General features: G+C 61.3%; 16 protein-coding genes. 1 reads left to right on the plus strand and 15 read right to left on the minus strand.

Annotated features, from left to right (window positions below; all coding sequences use genetic code 11):
* Positions 1-268: 268 nt before the first annotated feature.
* The 9 genes from FJE54_RS12915 to FJE54_RS12955 all read right to left on the minus strand — a co-directional run bounded on the left by FJE54_RS12915 (position 269) and on the right by FJE54_RS12955 (position 10259).
* Positions 269-2080 (minus strand): ABC transporter ATP-binding protein, encoded by a 1812-nt coding sequence (locus FJE54_RS12915; protein WP_139653225.1) that lies wholly within the window; start codon positions 2078-2080, stop codon positions 269-271.
* Positions 2081-2106: 26 nt separating this feature from the next.
* Positions 2107-3372: a chloride channel protein gene (locus FJE54_RS12920; protein ID WP_139653226.1), complete on the minus strand. Its 1266-nt coding sequence runs from the start codon at positions 3370-3372 to the stop codon at positions 2107-2109.
* Between the two features lie 285 nt (positions 3373-3657).
* Positions 3658-4209, minus strand: coding sequence for a YceD family protein (locus tag FJE54_RS12925; protein ID WP_139653227.1), 552 nt, complete (start codon positions 4207-4209; stop codon positions 3658-3660).
* On the minus strand, positions 4209-4679 hold the full coding sequence (locus tag FJE54_RS12930) for an ATP synthase subunit B family protein (RefSeq protein WP_139653228.1): 471 nt from the start codon (positions 4677-4679) through the stop codon (positions 4209-4211). Before FJE54_RS12930 ends, FJE54_RS12925 begins: the two co-directional genes overlap by 1 nt.
* Positions 4680-4876: 197 nt before the next feature.
* Positions 4877-5359, minus strand: a complete 483-nt coding sequence (coaD, locus tag FJE54_RS12935) for a pantetheine-phosphate adenylyltransferase (protein WP_139653229.1) — start codon at positions 5357-5359, stop codon at positions 4877-4879.
* Entirely contained in the window at positions 5356-5955 is a 600-nt protein-coding gene (gene rsmD, locus FJE54_RS12940; protein ID WP_139653230.1) for a 16S rRNA (guanine(966)-N(2))-methyltransferase RsmD, read from the minus strand. The genes coaD and rsmD overlap by 4 nt, the downstream gene beginning before the upstream one ends.
* 1 nt (position 5956) lies before the next feature.
* Entirely contained in the window at positions 5957-8188 is a 2232-nt protein-coding gene (locus tag FJE54_RS12945) for an ATP-dependent DNA helicase RecG (RefSeq protein ID WP_255467429.1), read from the minus strand.
* An 18-nt stretch (positions 8189-8206) separates the two neighbouring features.
* Complete coding sequence (locus FJE54_RS12950) at positions 8207-9841, minus strand: DAK2 domain-containing protein (protein WP_139653231.1); 1635 nt, start codon at positions 9839-9841, stop codon at positions 8207-8209.
* Positions 9842-9911: 70 nt separating this feature from the next.
* Complete coding sequence (locus tag FJE54_RS12955) at positions 9912-10259, minus strand: Asp23/Gls24 family envelope stress response protein (protein ID WP_139653232.1); 348 nt, start codon at positions 10257-10259, stop codon at positions 9912-9914.
* 218 nt (positions 10260-10477) lie between these two features.
* Between FJE54_RS12955 and rpmB the strand changes: the two genes are divergently transcribed.
* Positions 10478-10666, plus strand: a complete 189-nt coding sequence (rpmB, locus tag FJE54_RS12960) for a 50S ribosomal protein L28 (protein ID WP_139653233.1) — start codon at positions 10478-10480, stop codon at positions 10664-10666.
* A gap of 326 nt (positions 10667-10992) precedes the next feature.
* On the opposite strand, the gene queD is transcribed toward rpmB, so the two are convergent.
* Genes queD through rpe form a run of 6 tightly spaced genes read right to left on the minus strand, consistent with a single transcriptional unit; the run spans position 10993 to position 16345 of the window.
* Positions 10993-11964, minus strand: a complete 972-nt coding sequence (gene queD / locus FJE54_RS16175) for a 6-carboxytetrahydropterin synthase QueD (protein ID WP_218971932.1) — start codon at positions 11962-11964, stop codon at positions 10993-10995.
* Positions 11961-12683: a zinc ribbon domain-containing protein gene (locus FJE54_RS12975; protein ID WP_139653234.1), complete on the minus strand. Its 723-nt coding sequence runs from the start codon at positions 12681-12683 to the stop codon at positions 11961-11963. Before FJE54_RS12975 ends, queD begins: the two co-directional genes overlap by 4 nt.
* A gap of 9 nt (positions 12684-12692) precedes the next feature.
* Positions 12693-13589 (minus strand): Nif3-like dinuclear metal center hexameric protein, encoded by an 897-nt coding sequence (locus tag FJE54_RS12980; protein WP_139653235.1) that lies wholly within the window; start codon positions 13587-13589, stop codon positions 12693-12695.
* A gap of 26 nt (positions 13590-13615) precedes the next feature.
* Positions 13616-14425, minus strand: a complete 810-nt coding sequence (locus FJE54_RS12985; protein WP_139653236.1) for a histidinol-phosphatase — start codon at positions 14423-14425, stop codon at positions 13616-13618.
* Positions 14416-15621, minus strand: a complete 1206-nt coding sequence (locus tag FJE54_RS12990; protein WP_180326649.1) for a cysteine desulfurase family protein — start codon at positions 15619-15621, stop codon at positions 14416-14418. Before FJE54_RS12990 ends, FJE54_RS12985 begins: the two co-directional genes overlap by 10 nt.
* Positions 15614-16345, minus strand: a complete 732-nt coding sequence (gene rpe / locus FJE54_RS12995; RefSeq protein ID WP_139653238.1) for a ribulose-phosphate 3-epimerase — start codon at positions 16343-16345, stop codon at positions 15614-15616. The genes FJE54_RS12990 and rpe overlap by 8 nt, the downstream gene beginning before the upstream one ends.
* Positions 16346-16479: the final 134 nt, after the last annotated feature.

Consider the following 16479-nt stretch of genomic DNA (forward strand, 5'->3'; position numbering starts at 1 on the left):
GGCCGTTTGCCCGGTGTTAAGTGCAATTGGTAAACACACGAAAAGTTATTCTAACAAACGATACCCTCGCGTGCAATACGGGTTTTGTGGAATAGTGCGTCGATTTGGACGCGCTCTCCGCTGCGATCCGGTGTGCCGCACAAGAGACCGCGCGGTGAAATTGTCGGCAGGAAAACACGGATTTACCGCAGAAACCGTGTCTTTCAGCCGACAATCGTCGGCCGGGCTCCGGCACTCCGCGTAGCGAGCGCACGGCAATCCTCGCGAGCTACCCTTCCCCGAACTGCATGCGGTAGTAGCGCGCGTAGGTGCCGTTCGCCTCAAGCAGGCTCGCATGGGTGCCGAACTCCACGACGCGCCCCTGTTCCACGACGGCGATGGCGTCGGCGCTGCGAATGGTCGAGAGACGGTGCGCGATCACGAGCGTCGTCCTGCCGCGCGCAAGGTCCTCGAGCGATTTCTGCACCTTGCGCTCGCTCTCGTTGTCAAGCGCACTCGTCGCCTCGTCGAGGATGAGGATGCGCGGGTCCTTCAAGAACACGCGCGCGATAGCGATGCGCTGCTTCTGGCCACCTGAAAGGCGCGCGCCCCGCTCCCCCACATACGTATCGTAGCCGTCTTCGAGATCGCAGATGAACTCGTGGATGTTCGCAAGGCGCGCCGCTCGGGCCACGTTCTTATCGCTCGCGTCGGGTTTGCCGTAGGCGATGTTCTCGCGGATGGTCCCGTCGAACAGGTACACGTCCTGCTGCACGATACCGATCGCGCGTCGCAGCGATTCTACCGTAACGCGCCGAACGTCGATGCCGTCGATCTCGATCGTACCCGCCTGTACGTCGTAGAAGCGCGGCAGCAGCGAGCAGGTGGTGGTTTTGCCGCCGCCCGACGGACCCACGAGCGCCACGGTAGCGCCTGCGGGCACGTGAAGGTCGAGGCCCGAGAGCACGTCGTGTTCGCCGTCGTAGGAAAAGCGCACGCCTGCATACCGGATTTCGCCCGTCACCTCCCCTTCCGTATCGGTGCGCTGTTCGCGCTCGAGATCTGCAAGATCGCGCGCACCCGGCTCATCGACTATGTCGGGCCGCACTTTGAGCACTTCCATGAAGCGCCTGAACCCGGCATAGCCCTTTTGGAACTGCTCGGTGAAGTTGATGAGCTGCTCGACCGGCGAAACGAAGATGCCGATGTAGAGCGCGTAGATGGCAAGATCGGTGACTTCGAGGGTTCCTTGGGCGACGAAATATCCGCCGCCCACGATGGTCACTGTGTACAGGACCCCGATGAACAGCGAGTTAACCGCATGAAACGACCCCATGAACCGGTACGAACGTTCCTTGGTATCGACGAACCGGTGGTTCGATTCGTCGAACTTGTCGATCTCGATGCGTTCGTTGCCGAACGACTTCACCACGCGGATACCGCCGAGCGAATCCTGGAGCCGCGCGTTGATGTCGGCCATCTTCTTGCGATTTTCAGTGAAGATCGTTCGCTTGCGGTAGTTGCGCCAAAACGCGTATGCCGCCATGAGCGCCGTAGCGACGAGCATGATAAGCGTAAGCGGCACGTTCACGAGGAACAGAAGCGCAAACGATCCGGCTATCTTGAGAATGCAGATGAAGAGGTTCTCGGGCCCGTGGTGGGCGAGCTCGGAGATGTCGAACAGATCGGTGACGAGCTTGCTCATCATGGTGCCCGTGTTGTTGCGGTCGTAGTAGGAGAAGCTCAGACGCTGGTACTGCTCGAAAAGGTCTTTGCGCATGTCTGCCTCCATGCGCGCACCCATGATATGGCCCCAGCTCGTGATGAAGTATTGGCACGCCGTACGCACCGCGTACATGAGCGCAAGGAGCGCTGCAATGAGCCCGAGCGAGGCCACGATCACCTCGGGAGGCTCGAGGAAGAACTCCTTGGTGAAGAAATTGAGTATCTGCGGAAACGCGAGATCGACGATCGCGAGCACGAAAGCGCAGACGAGGTCGAACGCCAAAAGCACCCGGTAGGGCCGGTAATACGAGACGAACGCCCCCAGCACTTCGGAGGCGCGCACGCTTCGGTCGGTCGTTTCTTCATTCGGTCGCATCGGTTGATTGTACCTCTTTTCCGAACCTAACGGACCTTTTGCTTCGCACGCACGGCACGGTACTCGCGTCTGACCGATGCCCACATGCCCCGCCCGTACATGCCGAGCTCCGAGGTGACCAACGACGAGACACCGACCGCGAGGGCGAGCGCGGGCAGAGCGGCTATGCCGAAGAGCTCCCCTCCCATGGCGATTGCGGCAAGCGGGCATTTGCTGCACGCCCCGAAGAAAGCCGCGAGCCCGAGCATTGCGCAAAACCCCGCATCGAACCCTATGAGCTGACCGAGCGCATTTCCGAGCAGACCCCCGATGCAGAACACCGGCATGATCTCCCCGCCTTTGTAGCCGAATCCGATCGCCGCGACGGTTAAGACGGCTTTCGCTAAGAAATCCGTCGGAAGCACGGTTGCCGTGAGCGCCTGATCGAGCACTGCGGCACCAGGACCCGCAAGATGGTACTGGCCAAATCCCGCAACCACGGCGATCACGATCGCTCCGCCGAAAACGATGCCGAGCGCGCCTTTGCCGGGCCATGCGCCCGTACGTCTCCGGGCCGTGCGGAGCGCCCATGAAAACAAGCTGCCGAACAGCCCCGAAAGCGCGCCGACGAGCACGCAGGCCGCGACGAGCAGCACCGATAGGTCAGGCAGAGAAACCGCCGCAACCCTATCCCCGATGTTGACGGCTGATGCCACGCCGAACCCGCAGAGCGCTGCGATGAATAGATAGGGCACCTCTTTCCTGACGCCTTTCTTCAACCGCACGAGCTCCACCACGAAAACCGTAGCGCCGACGGGAGCGAAGAACAACGCGCTGAACGCCGCAGCCATGCCGCACGAGATGGCAAGCCCCTCCGTTTCGGATGCGTCCTCGGGTAGCCTCAATCCGAACGCCCGCGCGACAAGCCCCCCGAGCGATGCGCCCATCTGCAGCGTCGCGGCCTCTTTGCCGACCGAGCCGCCTCCGAGCACGCTCAAGAACGTGCCGGCGAAGATGGCAGGCGTCAAGGCGGGCGGGATATTCCTGCCCGCCCGAGCGTCGTCGATGACGGTATCGGTTCCCGTGGTGAACGGTATCTTGAGCAACCGATACACGAGCATCGTTGCAAAACCGAACAGCGGCAGCAGAAAAAGCGCCTCGTGGTGATGCGAAAAGTACTTCGCTGCAGCGTCGACCGCGAGGCAGAGCGCTACCGAGGCGAGGCCGCCGACCACCCCGACACAGCACGCGAACGCGATCTTGCGAGCCATCAACCCGAACCGCCCGCGATCCACATGATCGAATCGCGCCATGGGCAGTCACCCCTTTTCCCAAGCTTCATCAGCCCGTTTCTTTTTGTACCGTATTACCGGTACCATCGTAGGGCTGATAACGACAGCGAGCGGGACGAAAGCAGGCTTGTCACCGGTGCGGAATCGATCGTTTTACGATTCGTTGAAAAAACCGCCCGAAAGCGGTTTTCGTACGGTCTTTTCAGGAATGGCGATCGGATCGTTTTGTGCGCCCGCGCGGACGCTGCTCGAGGTTCGGAGTCTTCCATGCCAGACCGATCGCTCAGCCTTGAACACGGGCGCAGGCTACTTCTCGAAAGGAAAATCCTTCAGTACCGCGAAGGGGTTTTCAGTTTCGGTTCCTTCCGCCCCATCGCTCTGCTTTTCGCAGTCGCACGGACCCTCGTTGAGGTCGGCTCCGCAATCGGGGCAGATGCCCTTGCAGTCCTCGTCGCACAAAGGAACGAGCGGCAGCTCGAGCAGAAGAGCCGCCCGGATAAGCGGATCGAGGTCGATCACGTTGTCCTTCGGAAGGTATTCGAACTCATCGTCCTCCATGTCCTCGGGCGCCTCCTCCTCGTCCGACAAGAGGAAGTACCCCTCGATCTCGCCGGTCAGCGGAAACTCGAACGGACCTAAACACCGCGCGCACGACGTTTTCGCCGTGCCCTCGACGGTGCCGGTTACCAGCAGAGCACCGCCCGTGTTCGTCACGGTCACCTGCCAGGCGAGCGGACATGCGAACTCGTAGAGATCGGGGCCCGTTTTCAGAATATTGAGGTCGTACGTACCTTCAAAATAAGAACTCTCCGCACAGGCGAAGAGTTCGCTCGGTACCAGGATGCGGGTATCGGACATTATCGACCCGCCATGGAATTGGCGTTCAAGCGGTCACGGCAGCGGCGGACGTTGCCGAGCAGCGTATCGAGGCTCGACTCGACATGTCCGAACACTTCGTCGGCGTAGTCTTCTGCGCCGGCGCGCGTTTGGCGCTCCAGCTCGCGAGCATCGGCCATGATGGTGTCGGCCTGTTGCTGGGAAATGCGGACGATCTCCTGCTCGCTGGCAATGGTCATAGCCTGGCTGCGCGCATCGTCGATCATGCGGCTCGCCTCGGCCTCGGCATCGTCGAGCAGGCTTTGGCGCTCGCGAACGATTTGGCGGGCTTGGGAGAATTCGCTTGGGAACGTATCGCGGATCTCGTCCATGATCTCGAACGCCGCAGCGATATCGACTTGGCGCATGTTGCTCTTGCCGAACACCGGCTTAGAATCTTCCAAGAGGATAGAGAGCTCTTCAAGTAAGCCCAGCACTCCCGTTTCGTCCATTGTTGTCCTTCCGACCTTGCTGCTGCGTTTGAACTGCGTTAATGGGTATGAAGCGATGCTTCGGTATACACCATCGCGCTATTTTAGCATGAAGCTTCCATAAATCGAAACTTCCTGCATAAAGCGCACATTTACGTTGCGCAAGGGTTACGGCGGCGTCAACTACCGCGCAGACGGCAATCCAAGGCCCGATACGCTCACGGGCGGGCGTATTTCGCCTCGAGCGCTTCTTTCACATGGGCGGGCACGAACTGCCCCACATCGCCGTGCAAGCTTGCGATCTCGCGCACGACCGATGACGAAAGGTACATGTACTGCGGCGGCGACATGATGAACAGCGTCTCGAGGTCGCGGTTGATCTGGTAGTTTATCGCGGTCATTTGAAACTCGTACTCGAAATCGGTGATAGCCCGAAGCCCCTTGATCACTACCGTCGCCTCCATGCGCTCGGCGAATTCGACGAGCAGCTCGCTGAAGGGCTCAACGCGCACGTTGGGCAGATGCTCCGTCGCCACCCGTGCAAGTTCGACGCGCTCTTCAAGCGAGAACAGCGGCTGCTTTTTCGGGGATGCCGCCACAGCGACGATAACCTCATCGATCAGCTGCGCCGCCCTCGTGATGACGTCGAGATGGCCTTCGGTGATCGGATCGAACGTACCGGGCGTCAATGCGCGTTTCATAGTGTGTCGAGCTTCCTTCCAAACAAGGCGATCCCCGTATCGCCGTACTGCTTCTTCGAAACGGGTTCCCATTGTAGCGATGCGAACGCCGCCGATACAGCAGAATCATCGGATTTCGCGTATTCATACGAAACGAGCGCTTCAAAAGCAAGCGCATTCGCCTCGGCGAGCTTCTGCACAAGTGCGGCGATCTCGCCCGGATCGGTGGCATAGGGGGGATCGAAGAACACGAGGTCGAACGCAGGATACGCGTGAACGGGCGGATGTTTGAGCACGTCGTCGCGGCATATCCTGGCGCGCGCACCTCTTCCCGACGTCTCGATCCCGAGCGCTTTCGCGTTATCGCCGAGGGCTCGCACGGCCGCACCGTCGCGCTCGAAGAAACAGACCGTCGCCGCTCCGCGGCTGAGCGCCTCGAGCCCGAGCGCGCCCGAACCTGCGAACGCATCGAGCACCACGGCGTCTTCGAAGCCTCCCCGGGCGCTTGCGATGACGCTCATAAGCGCTTCGCGTACCCGATCCGTCGTGGGCCGCGTATGCTCGCCCTTCGGAGCTTTCAGCACCCGGCCCTTGAACTTTCCGGCAACGATGCGCACGTCAGCCCCCTTTCACTTCATCGGACTCGCGAAACGCGAGCCGCATTTCCCGCCCGAGGGCGCGGTAGCGCTCGCTCGCAAGCTCGGGATCCTGCTTTAGAATCGCACGCGCATCTCCATGGGCGGCCTCGATGATCTTTCCATCGCGCACGACGTTCACGAGCTTGAGCGCCGATGCGCCGTGTTGGCGGTTGCCGAGTATGTCGCCTTCGCGTCGAAGCGATAGATCGTAGCTCGCAAGCTCGAACCCGTCTTCGGTCTTCTCCATAGCCGCAAGCCGATCGAGCGCAGGGGGCGCCTTCGATCCCGAGACGAGGTACACCTCGCCCGGCTCCGTACCGCGGCCGACGCGCCCGCGCAGCTGGTGGAGTTGGGAGAGCCCGAAGCGCTCGGCGTCTTCGATGATCATCACCGAGGCGTTCGGCACGTCCACGCCGACCTCGATCACGGTCGTCGCGACGAGCACCTGGCACTCCCCCGTCCTGAAACGGTCCATGACCTCCTGCTTCTCGGCTCCGCTCATCTTGCCGTGCAAGAGATCGACCCGGTAGTCCACAAATGTCTTCTCCTGCAGAAACCGCGCCTCCTGCACGGCCGCCTTCGGGTCGTCTTCGATATCGGCTTCGTCTTCGATGCTGATGACCGCGTACTCGTACTCGTCGGACTCGAGATCGTTTTCGCGGCGCGCCGTGCGCTCGCCCTCCGACGAAGGATGCGGCTTGCCCACAAGCGGGCATACCACGTAAACCTGACGGCCTGCCGCGAGCGCTTCGAGAGCCGCATCGTATGCACGGCCCCGCTCGTTTCTCGAGAGCACCTTCGTCGTATTGCCCGCGGTGTTGAGCGGCCTCGAGGTGATGTAGGAGAGCGTCAGGCTTCCGTACAGCGCAAGCGCGAGCGTGCGCGGTATGGGGGTCGCCGTCATGAAAAGCGCATCGGGCGCCTCGCCTTTCGCAAGCAGAGCCGCACGCTGATCGACGCCGAAGCGCTGCTGCTCGTCGATGACCGCAAGCGTAAGGTTCGAAAACCGCACGTCGTCCTCTAAAAGCGCATGGGTGCCGAACACGACGTCGATCGTACCCGCGCAAACGCGCTCGAGAATAGCCTCCCGCTCGGCTGGTGCGGTGGAGCCTGTGAGCACCTCCCAGGTGATGTTCGCCGCGTCGAAGAGCGCGCCGAGCTTTTCGGCGTATTGGCGTGCGAGTACTTCGGTGGGAGCCATCATGGCCGCCTGGGTACCCGTATCCGCCGCCGCCGCAAGGGCGAACGCCGCAACGGCTGTTTTACCGGTGCCCACATCGCCTAGAAGCATGTGGTTCGCCGTGTGATCCGACGCCAGCGCGCACAAGATGTCCTCACGGGCGCGCACCTGCTCGTCGGTCAGGGTGAAGGGCAGGTGCTCGTCGAGCGCACGCATGCGTGCGCCGTCGACCGTATGGGCCGTCGCGCGCCTGCCTGCGCAGCGTTTCATCTCATCGGTCATGAGATGAAGCTCGAGCAGCAGCACCTCTTCGTACACGAGCCGCCGCCGTGCCATGGCCACCTCGTCCATGGTTGTCGGAAAATGAATGGCCGAAAGGGCGCTTGCCCGGCTCGGCAGACGGTATTTCGAACGTAGGTCGATGGGAAGCGGATCGAAGGCTCCACGGCAGAGGGCGAGCGCATTTTCCACAAGCCGGCGCATCCACGCTGTCGAGAGCTTCTCGGTTGCGGGATGGACGGGAATGATGCGGCCCAGCCGCTCGTCGAACGAATCGTCCGCCTTTTCGATGAAAGGGTTCACCATGCGCTTGAAGCCGTAGTTGAACTCGAGCTTGCCCGCTACAGCCACCCGGTCCCCCTGTTTGTACTGGTCCATGAGCCACGGCTGGCGAAAGCACGTGATCATGAGCACGCCCGATCGATCGACGAGCGCTATCTCGACAAGCGTGAAACGCGGCTTCGGCCGCTTGAGCTTGATCTCGTGGACCTCGCCCACGATCGTCACCATCTCCCCGATGGGGGCCCTGGCAACCTGTTCGATACGCGACATGTCGATGTAGCGGCGGGGAAAGTGCGTAAGAAGCCCCCGCACCGTTCGTATGCCGAGCTTCGCAAGCGCGTTCGCCCGTGCAGGACTCACGAGCCGCACGCGGCCCACCGGCTCATCGAGAGCCAAGGTAGCGGCAAGGCGGTCGAAGGATTGCTCCTTCGCCGCCTTGCCCGATGAAGATGTCACAGCACCTGTACTCAAACGGCTCGTTTCCGCTGCCTACTCGACCGACATTACGATCGGGTACAACGGCTGCTCGCCCCGGTGCGAATCGATTTCGAGATCCTCGTACTTCTCTTCGATATCGGCGATGAGCGCGTCGAACGCGGCGTCATCCATGTCTTCGCCGGCAAGGATCGTGAGCGTATCCGCATCATCGGCTTCCATGGCTTCGAGCAGCTTCATGACGACCTCTTCGGTCGACGAGCCGACCGCTTCGATGGAACCGTCGGCGATGCCGATGGTGTCGCCCTCTTTGATCGGGTTGTCGTGCGCGTCCTTCGCATCTTTTATGGCGACGGTGACCTCGCCTGTTCTCACGTCCTCGTACGCCTCGGTCATCGATTCGACGTTATCTTCGAGGCTTGCCGTCTCGTCGAATCCAAACAGAGCCGAGAACGCCTGGGGTACGCTTGTCGTGGGCACGACCGCGCACGGCACGTCGGACAATCCAGCGCAGCTTTGAGCCGCCATGATGATGTTCTTGTTGTTCGGCAGGATGATGACTGCATCGGCGTTCACCTTGTTCACCGCGTCGAGCAGGTCCTTCGTGGAGGGGTTCATCGTCTGGCCTCCGGAAACGACCACATCGACGCCCAGGCTCTCGAGGATCTTCGCATTGCCCGTGCCCGGTGCCACGGCAACGAATCCTATCGGCTTATGCTCCGCCTCGGCCTCTTCGGCGGCGAGCCCCGCAGCGCGCGCCTCGCTCTGCAGCTGCATGTTGTGGATATGCACTTCCGAGACCTGGCCGCGGTCGAGGAAGTACTTGAGCACCTGGTCAGGCGTGTTCGAGTGCACGTGCACCTTGAACTTCGGCGCCTCGCCGACGCACAGCTCGCAATCGCCCATCGTGGCGAGGAAATCGAGCGCTTCGTCTTTATCGAGCCTGTCGGAATCGACCAAGAACTCGTTGCAGTAGCGGTACTGCGAACCCTCCCAGTCGTTCACCTGCTCGATTTCGACTCGGGGAACCGCACCGCGCGCGAACGCGAGCTCATCGACCATCGGACCCTCTTTGCCGATGAGCGCGGAAGCGAACGCGTCGAAGAGTATGGCGAGCCCGAACCCGCCCGCATCGACGACTCCGTTGTCCTTGAGGACCGGCAAAAGGTCGGGCGTGCGCTGCACCGAAGCGTACGCTTCGGACACGATGAACTCGAGGGCCTCGTCGACGGGAAGCTTCTTCTTGCGGGCTTTCTTCGCAGCAGCCGCACTGTCCTTGAGCACCGTGAGAATCGTGCCTTCGACCGGCTTGCGCACGGCCTGAAACGCCACTTCCGCCGAATGCGAGAACGCCGCCTCGATGCCTTCAGTGGAAAGCTCCTCGAAGCCGGCGCTTCCCTCGCACAGACCGCGCAAAATTTGCGAGGTAATGACACCGGAATTGCCGCGTGCGCCCATGAGCGCGCCGGTTGTAATTGCCTTGCGAATTTCAGCGCCGCTCGCCCCGATGGGGAGCTTGGCGAGGTTATCGACCACCATCTCCACCGTAAGCGACATGTTCGTACCGGTGTCGCCGTCGGGCACGGGAAAGACGTTGAGGCGGTTCACCTCCTCTTTTCGGTCGGCCAACGCCTTCGAAGCGACCGCAATGGCGTTGAGGAGGTCGTTTACGGTGTATGAATCTGACATGATGTGTCTAACTCCTAGCTTGCATCCAGCACGCATCCGCCCAGGATCGCGTGATATACGTATCCTTGCGTTACTTGCGTACCTTGATTCCCTGAACATGCACGTCGACGCCGTCGAGCGGAACGCGGGCATATTCGGTGAGGGCGAACGAAACCTGATCGATGAGGTTCTGCGATACGGCGTTTATGTTGGTGCCGTACTCGATGACGACGTACAGTTCCACGTGAACGCCCTTCTCGGTGGTGGAGACGACCACGCCGCGGCGAAGCCTCGATGCGGGAAGAATCTTCGCGATCCCGTCTGCAGCCGTAGGTGCCGCCATGCCGACGACGCCGTAGCATTCGAGCGCAGCGTTTCCGACGATATCCGACAAAACGTCATTGGCAACATGGAGGTTGCCAGGAATAGTTTGAGCCATGATGGTCCTTTCGCGAACAAGCTTGCCACGGCGTGCCTTTGTGCTTAGACTAGCTCAGCAGTATAACGCATGGGGCATACGGTGTGCAGAATGCCTGATAATTCCACGGGCGATAATACACTAAAAATTCTTGTATGGGTCAGATTTCCTGTGGTATAGTGTTTAGGCTTTTTTGTCATCAACGGTTTAATGCCGAAACGTACATGGAGTTGATTGAGATGTCTAAGGTTTGTGAAATTTGCGGGAAAGCTCCGGTTGCCGGACGCAACGTCAGCCACTCGCACCGCGTGACCAATCGCGTCTTCCGCCCGAACGTGCAAAAGGTCACCATCAAGGTCGACGGCAAGGTCAAGCGTGCCAACGTGTGCACCAAGTGCATCAAGGCCGGCAAGATCGAGCGCGCCTAACCGCGCATCCGTTCGCTCGCTTCGGAAAGCTCGCCTTAGGCGGGCTTTTTTGCGTTGCAACGATATCGTGGGACCCTTGTCCGACAGCGCTCTTGGGGCTCGCTCGGCCCCTGCTGGACAGGCCGGGCCTTCGTGCGACAGCAATCGTGCCATATGGCACGGTCCGCATCGGAGAACAATATTCTCAAAAAAGGGTACATAACCGTTTGATCAGGCTTTATTCAAAGGCGTCTTTCACTGACCAACATGCAGTGCACTCAGCGTAACAGCAATCGTGCCATATGGCACGATTGCTGCACAGCGGATGCGGATGGACCGAGCGCGCTTTACGGGCGGTACGCTACCCGCGCGAGGGGGCTCTCCCATACGGCGACCTCTTTGAGCGAGATGGGCGCCGGCAGCGTTTTCTCGAGTTCGTAGAAGATCACGCGCGCCAAGTGCTCTGCCGTTGGGTTGATCACGTCGAAAGGGGCGACTTCGTTGATCAAACGGTGGTCGAAGTTCTCGAGGATCGCATGGAGGTCGCGCTTGATGGTCTTGAAATCGTAGAGCATGCCCACTTCGTCGAGGTGCTGACCCGCAAGGGTCGCCTCGATGTCCCAGGTGTGCCCATGCAGGAAACGGCACGGGCCGTCGTAGCCGGGCAGCGCATGGGCGGAGTCGAAGTGATCCTTCACGGTCAGTTCGTAATGACCGCCTGCATGCTCGTAGGTTTCCCCGGAAAGCCGACCGGGGCCGGTGTAGGCGGGGTTGTGTTCCATTGCTGATCCTTCCATCATAACGTGCTGCGACCCGGTCTGCTCGGGAAGATTTTCGCCACCTGCACGAGCCGGCGCTTCGAGATCGAACAAGCTTGCCGGTGCATCCTCCCACGGCACGAGGTAATCCCCCACCGGCCCTCGCGCATCCATGGTCTCGTTCGCAAGCGCATCGGCGTTCTTGTTCTCGCTGCGGTACACATGCGCGATCCGAGCGCTTTCGAAGCGAGAGAACAACTCTTTCGCCCGCATGTGCAAAGGCTTCAGATCGTCGCTTTTCACCTTGTACTGTCCGAGCATCTGCTTGACCATGAGCTCGGAGTCGGCACGCACTTCGACGGAGGTGACGCCTGCGGCGAGTGCATTTTCGAGACCCCAGATGAGCGCAGAGTACTCGGCGACGTTGTTCGTCGCCTTCGGCAGGAACCATCCGCCCGAAACGATACGCTCGCCGTGCTCGTTTACAAGATCGAAGCCGAAACCCGCAACGCCCGGGTTGCCGCGGCTTCCCCCGTCGGTGTTAAGGTACGCTTTCTTCACTCGTCCACCACCAACATACGCTTACAAGCCGGACACGTGCTCAGGGGAGCCTCGGCTACCACCTGCAGATACTTGCCCTCAGTAATGGCCGCGCGGCATACGCTGCACGATCCTCCCGTAAGGCGGGCAAGCGCGATGCCGCCCGATTTGCGCGCTGTCTTCTCGTAGGTTCCGAGAAGCTCGGGCGGGAGCGCTTCCGCAAGCTCGGCACGCTTCTTCTCGGCGGCGGCTATGGAGGAGGTAAGCGCTCCCCCCTCCTCCTGAAACGAGGCCACGTGGGTGTTCTCTTGCGCGACGATTTTGTTGAGTGCGTCGGTTATCTGCGCTTGCACTTCGTTGACCTGCGCAAGCTTCGCATGAGCCTCGGCAAGATCAGCCTCGAGCGCAACGCGGCGCTTCATGATGCCATTCAAATCCTTGCTGAGCGCTTCAACGCTGCGGTAATCGCCACGCGATTCGTCTATCTTGTCCTGCGTTTCGCTCTGGCGTGCGGCCAGACGCTCGTCTTCGTCCTTGATGCGCATGACGACGTGCTCCGCCTCGCTTCTCATGGCGGCAACCTTGGTCTGCTTGTCTTCGACCGCCTGTCGCTTCTTCCTGATTTCGAGTATCGCTGCGCGCTGCGGAAGCTCTGAGAGCTTCTTCTTCGCGCGTATCAACTCCATGTCGAGGTGCTGCATGGTAAGCAGCGTGGCAAGATCTTTGGTGTCCGCCTTCATGAACCTTCCTTACATTCGGGTGGTTTCGGGGTGCATCCAATTCGAATTCTGATCGAGAACGGTCATCTTTTCCTTCGGAACGCCCGCAGCCTCGACAGCGGCCGCCAAAACAGCCACAAGCGGAAGCTCGCTCACGTCATGGCCTAAGTCTATCACCGCAAGGCCCGCTTGCGAGACGGAAAGCGCATCATGGTACTTAACTTCGCCCGCAACGAGGCAATCAACATGCGCGGCAAGGCATGTTTCGGGAAGATCGCCCGCACTGCCGGTGCAGGTAACCACCGAAGAGACCGTACGCGAGAAATCGCCCCACACGCGCGGCTGCCGGCCGAACACCGACGTACAACGAGCGGCAAGCTGCCCGAGCGTAAGCGGGGCGTCGGCCGCGCGGACCGCGCAGAGCTGACCGTACCCTTTGCGCTTGCTCGATTCGAGCGGGCAGGCGATCCCCTTGAGCGTGAGGTTGAGCATACCCGGCAGGGCGCGTGCGGCATCTTGGCTCACATCGAGGGCCGTGTGAAACGACATGATCGCGACGCCGCGCTCGATCGCAGCCCATACCACCGCCCCATCGACGAGAGCACTCGATGCGGCGGGCTTAAAGGTACCCGGTGCTTCGAGGTAGGCGGGATGATGCGTGACAAGCACGTTCGCCCCCAAGTCGGCTGCTTCGCAGACCGCCTCGACCGTCGCGTCGAGCGCAAGCGCCACTCCTTCGACCGAACGGGTGGGGTCGCCCACCGCAAGGCCCGTCCTGTCCCATGCCTCCGCATCGGCTGCGGGGTATTTCTTGAGAAGCGCCTGCTCGAGCGTTCCGACGCTCATGGTGAACGCCTGCTTCGAAAGCGTGCCCGAAGCCCTCTGCGCCAAGCCGTTGTTTGCCTTTTCTTTTCGAGCTGAAGCCATAGCAACCTCTTTTCTTCGACTGCCGTTTACTCGATTGTAATGCTTCTGCCGCCTCCGCCCCGTGTCGGTACCGTAACCTCGCGGTAACCAGCTTCGTTCATAACACGATACCCTTCTTCGATTCCCCGCGCTACCAGACTCGGGTGATGGGCATCGGTTCCGACGGTACAGGGAACGCCTGCGCGGCAGAACTCGGCGAGCAGCTGGGGTGCCGGAAACATCTCCTTGCACGCGTAATGGGCACCCGATGTGTTGACCTCGACCATTCTGCCGCTTTCGGCAAGTGCCTCGGCCGCCTTGCGGTACAAGGGCGCAGGATCGAACGAGGGGTAGATTCCGAATTTCTTCACGAGATCGGGATGCGACATGACGGTGAACGGCATGTCGGACAGCACGCATTCGCACCACACCTCGAAGTAGCGCCGCCAGATGTGGTCGGCACCGACTTCCTCCCAGTGGCCGCGCTCGGCCGGGTTGTCGAACGCCCATGCATCCACGAAATGGACCGATCCCAAAACGACATCGAAGCGGTCGAATTCGTCCGCCCCGAAGATGCGGTCCTCGTCGTCTCCGAGCCAGTCGAGCTCGCAGCCGAGGAGGACCTCGACGCCGCGAACCCGCTCGCGCTCCGCTTCCACAGTCGCCACGTACTCCTCGAGGCGATTCGCCGGCATGGCAAGGTAGGCGTCAGGATCGAACGCGCTCGAAAGCGGGTAGTGCTCGGTCACGGCGAGCGTTGCGATGTTCGCCGCGCAAGCGGCGTCGACAAGCTCGCGCACAGTCCCTTCGCCGTGGCCCGTGAACCCGGTATGGGTATGGGCGGTGATCAGCTCCATGAGAAGGCTTCCTCCGTGCTTTCCTTAAATGCGGCCAAAAACGTTTCTACGTCTTCGGGAACGGTCGAGCGGCCGAGCGAGATGCGCAGCGACCCGAGCGCCCGATCGCTTGCTATGCCGAGCGCTTTGAGCACATGGCTCGGATCGAGCGAATGGGACGAGCAGGCCGATCCGCCCGATACCGCGATGCCTTTTCTGTCGAGGCGCAAGATGAGCGTCTCGCTTTCGAACCCGTCGACGCAGACGTTCACCACGTGCGGTGCGAAATCCCTGCTGCCCGGTTCCACTTCGACGCTCGGGTACACGCGCTCGTATGCGCCGAGCCGCTCGTAGAGGTGGTCGCGCATGCCGCGAAGCCGCGCCGCCTCGTCTTCTTGGGCAGCGCAGGCCGCCTTGCAGGCCGCCGCGAAACCGACCGCGCCGCAGACGTTCTGGGTGCCGCTTCTGCGCCCGGACTCCTGCCCGCCGCCCACGATGAGCGGATCGAAAGGCGTGCCGGTGCGCAGGTAGAGCACCCCCGAGCCCTTCGGGCCGCCGACCTTGTGCCCTGAAAACGAAGCCGCGTCGACACCGAGTTCGCCTACGTCGACGTACTCCTTGCCGAGCGCCTGGACGGCGTCGGTATGGAAAAAGGCGTCCGCACCGTGAGCTAGCGCCGCCAACTCGGAAACGGGCTGAACCGATCCTATCTCGTTGTTCACCATATGGATCGAGACGAGCACCGTGTTTTCGCGAAGTGCGGCCTCGAGCGCGCGCGCCTCGACGAATCCTTGCCTATCGGGCGCAAGTACGGTTACCTCGCAACCGCACCTTTCGAGCACGCGCACCGCTGCAAGCACCGCATCGTGCTCGATCGAGGAGGTGATCACGTGGGGCTTGAAGTCTTTCGCACCCTTTTGCCGCTTGCGCGCTGCACAGGCGGAAACGATGCCGAACAGCGCCGCGTTATCGGCCTCGGTCGCCCCCGACGTGAACACGATCTCATCGGGGCGCTTAGCGCCGAGGTCGGCCATGACCGAACCGCGCGCTTCCTCGAGCGCGGAAAACGCCGCCCTGCCGATTCGATGCAGGGAATTTGCATTGCCGCCGAGTTCGAGGTTTTCGATCCCGGCAACCTGGAAGGGCTTCATGGCGCAGGCGGCCTCCGCGCACAAAGGAGCGGTTGCCGCCCAATCGAGATACACGAGCCTATCCACGCGATGCCTCCGTTTCCCCTCCCGCGCGATTAAGCGCTTCGTCCTGCGCTTTCGTCGCGATGCGTGCGATTTCGGCGATAGCTGCCGCCGGATCGGGCGCGCCGAACACCGCGTTTCCGGCCACGAGCACATCGGCCCCGCAGGCGGCAACGAGGCCCGCCGTGGCCGCCCCCATGCCGCCGTCGACCTCGATGAGCGGCCGCGATCCCGCCTTTTCGGCAAGTGCTGCCACCTCGGCAACCCTCTCGTCGCTTCCCTCGATATAGGACTGCCCCGAAAAACCGGGGTACACGCTCATCACGAGCACCATGTCCACACCTTCGATGTACGGTGCAAGGCTTGAAACGGGCGTATCCGGCTTGATGCTGAGCGCAGCTTTCGCGCCTGCGCCGCGAATCGTCGCAAGCGCCTGCTCGACCTCGCCTGCACCCTCGTCGAGCGCCTCGAGGTGCAGGGTGAGGATATCGGCGCCCGCATCGATGAACCACGGCAGCTGCTCGAGCGGATTCGATATCATGAGATGCACGTCGAGGGGAATCCGGGCTATCTTCTTAAGCTGTTTGACGAAAGGAACCCCGAGCGTCAAGTTGGGAACGAAGTGACCGTCCATAACGTCGACGTGCACGTATCCCGCGCCGCCTTGCTCTATCATGCGGATATCGGATCCCATGTTCATGAAGTCTGCCGACAGTATCGAAGGCGCTATCTGTACTGGTTCAAACATGCAAGGCATTCCTTTCCTCTCGGATAAGCCGATTGTAGCGCAAGCGCCGCCGCGCTCCTGCTGATTCGATCCTTTTGAGAAAAAGCACACGTCGGCGTGCAGAACCGTCACCGGTTCGTCACGCACACGCCGCA

The organism is Raoultibacter phocaeensis (assembly GCF_901411515.1).
In the GTDB taxonomy this organism is placed as follows: domain Bacteria; phylum Actinomycetota; class Coriobacteriia; order Coriobacteriales; family Eggerthellaceae; genus Raoultibacter; species Raoultibacter phocaeensis.

Bases quoted from the DNA above. Each gene is read 5' to 3' on its own strand.
- FJE54_RS12955 (WP_139653232.1), bottom strand. From the start codon at position 10,259: ATGGCTCAAACTATTCCTGGCAACCTCCATGTTGCCAATGACGTTTTG.
- rpe (WP_139653238.1), bottom strand. From the start codon at position 16,345: ATGTTTGAACCAGTACAGATAGCGCCTTCGATACTGTCGGCAGACTTC.
- FJE54_RS12980 (WP_139653235.1), bottom strand. From the start codon at position 13,589: ATGGCTTCAGCTCGAAAAGAAAAGGCAAACAACGGCTTGGCGCAGAGG.
- FJE54_RS12915 (WP_139653225.1), bottom strand. From the start codon at position 2,080: ATGCGACCGAATGAAGAAACGACCGACCGAAGCGTGCGCGCCTCCGAA.
- coaD (WP_139653229.1), bottom strand. From the start codon at position 5,359: ATGAAACGCGCATTGACGCCCGGTACGTTCGATCCGATCACCGAAGGC.
- FJE54_RS12925 (WP_139653227.1), bottom strand. From the start codon at position 4,209: ATGTCCGATACCCGCATCCTGGTACCGAGCGAACTCTTCGCCTGTGCG.
- FJE54_RS12950 (WP_139653231.1), bottom strand. From the start codon at position 9,841: ATGTCAGATTCATACACCGTAAACGACCTCCTCAACGCCATTGCGGTC.
- FJE54_RS12930 (WP_139653228.1), bottom strand. From the start codon at position 4,679: ATGGACGAAACGGGAGTGCTGGGCTTACTTGAAGAGCTCTCTATCCTC.
- rpmB (WP_139653233.1), top strand. From the start codon at position 10,478: ATGTCTAAGGTTTGTGAAATTTGCGGGAAAGCTCCGGTTGCCGGACGC.
- FJE54_RS12975 (WP_139653234.1), bottom strand. From the start codon at position 12,683: ATGAAGGCGGACACCAAAGATCTTGCCACGCTGCTTACCATGCAGCAC.
- FJE54_RS12985 (WP_139653236.1), bottom strand. From the start codon at position 14,425: ATGGAGCTGATCACCGCCCATACCCATACCGGGTTCACGGGCCACGGC.
- FJE54_RS12920 (WP_139653226.1), bottom strand. From the start codon at position 3,372: ATGGCGCGATTCGATCATGTGGATCGCGGGCGGTTCGGGTTGATGGCT.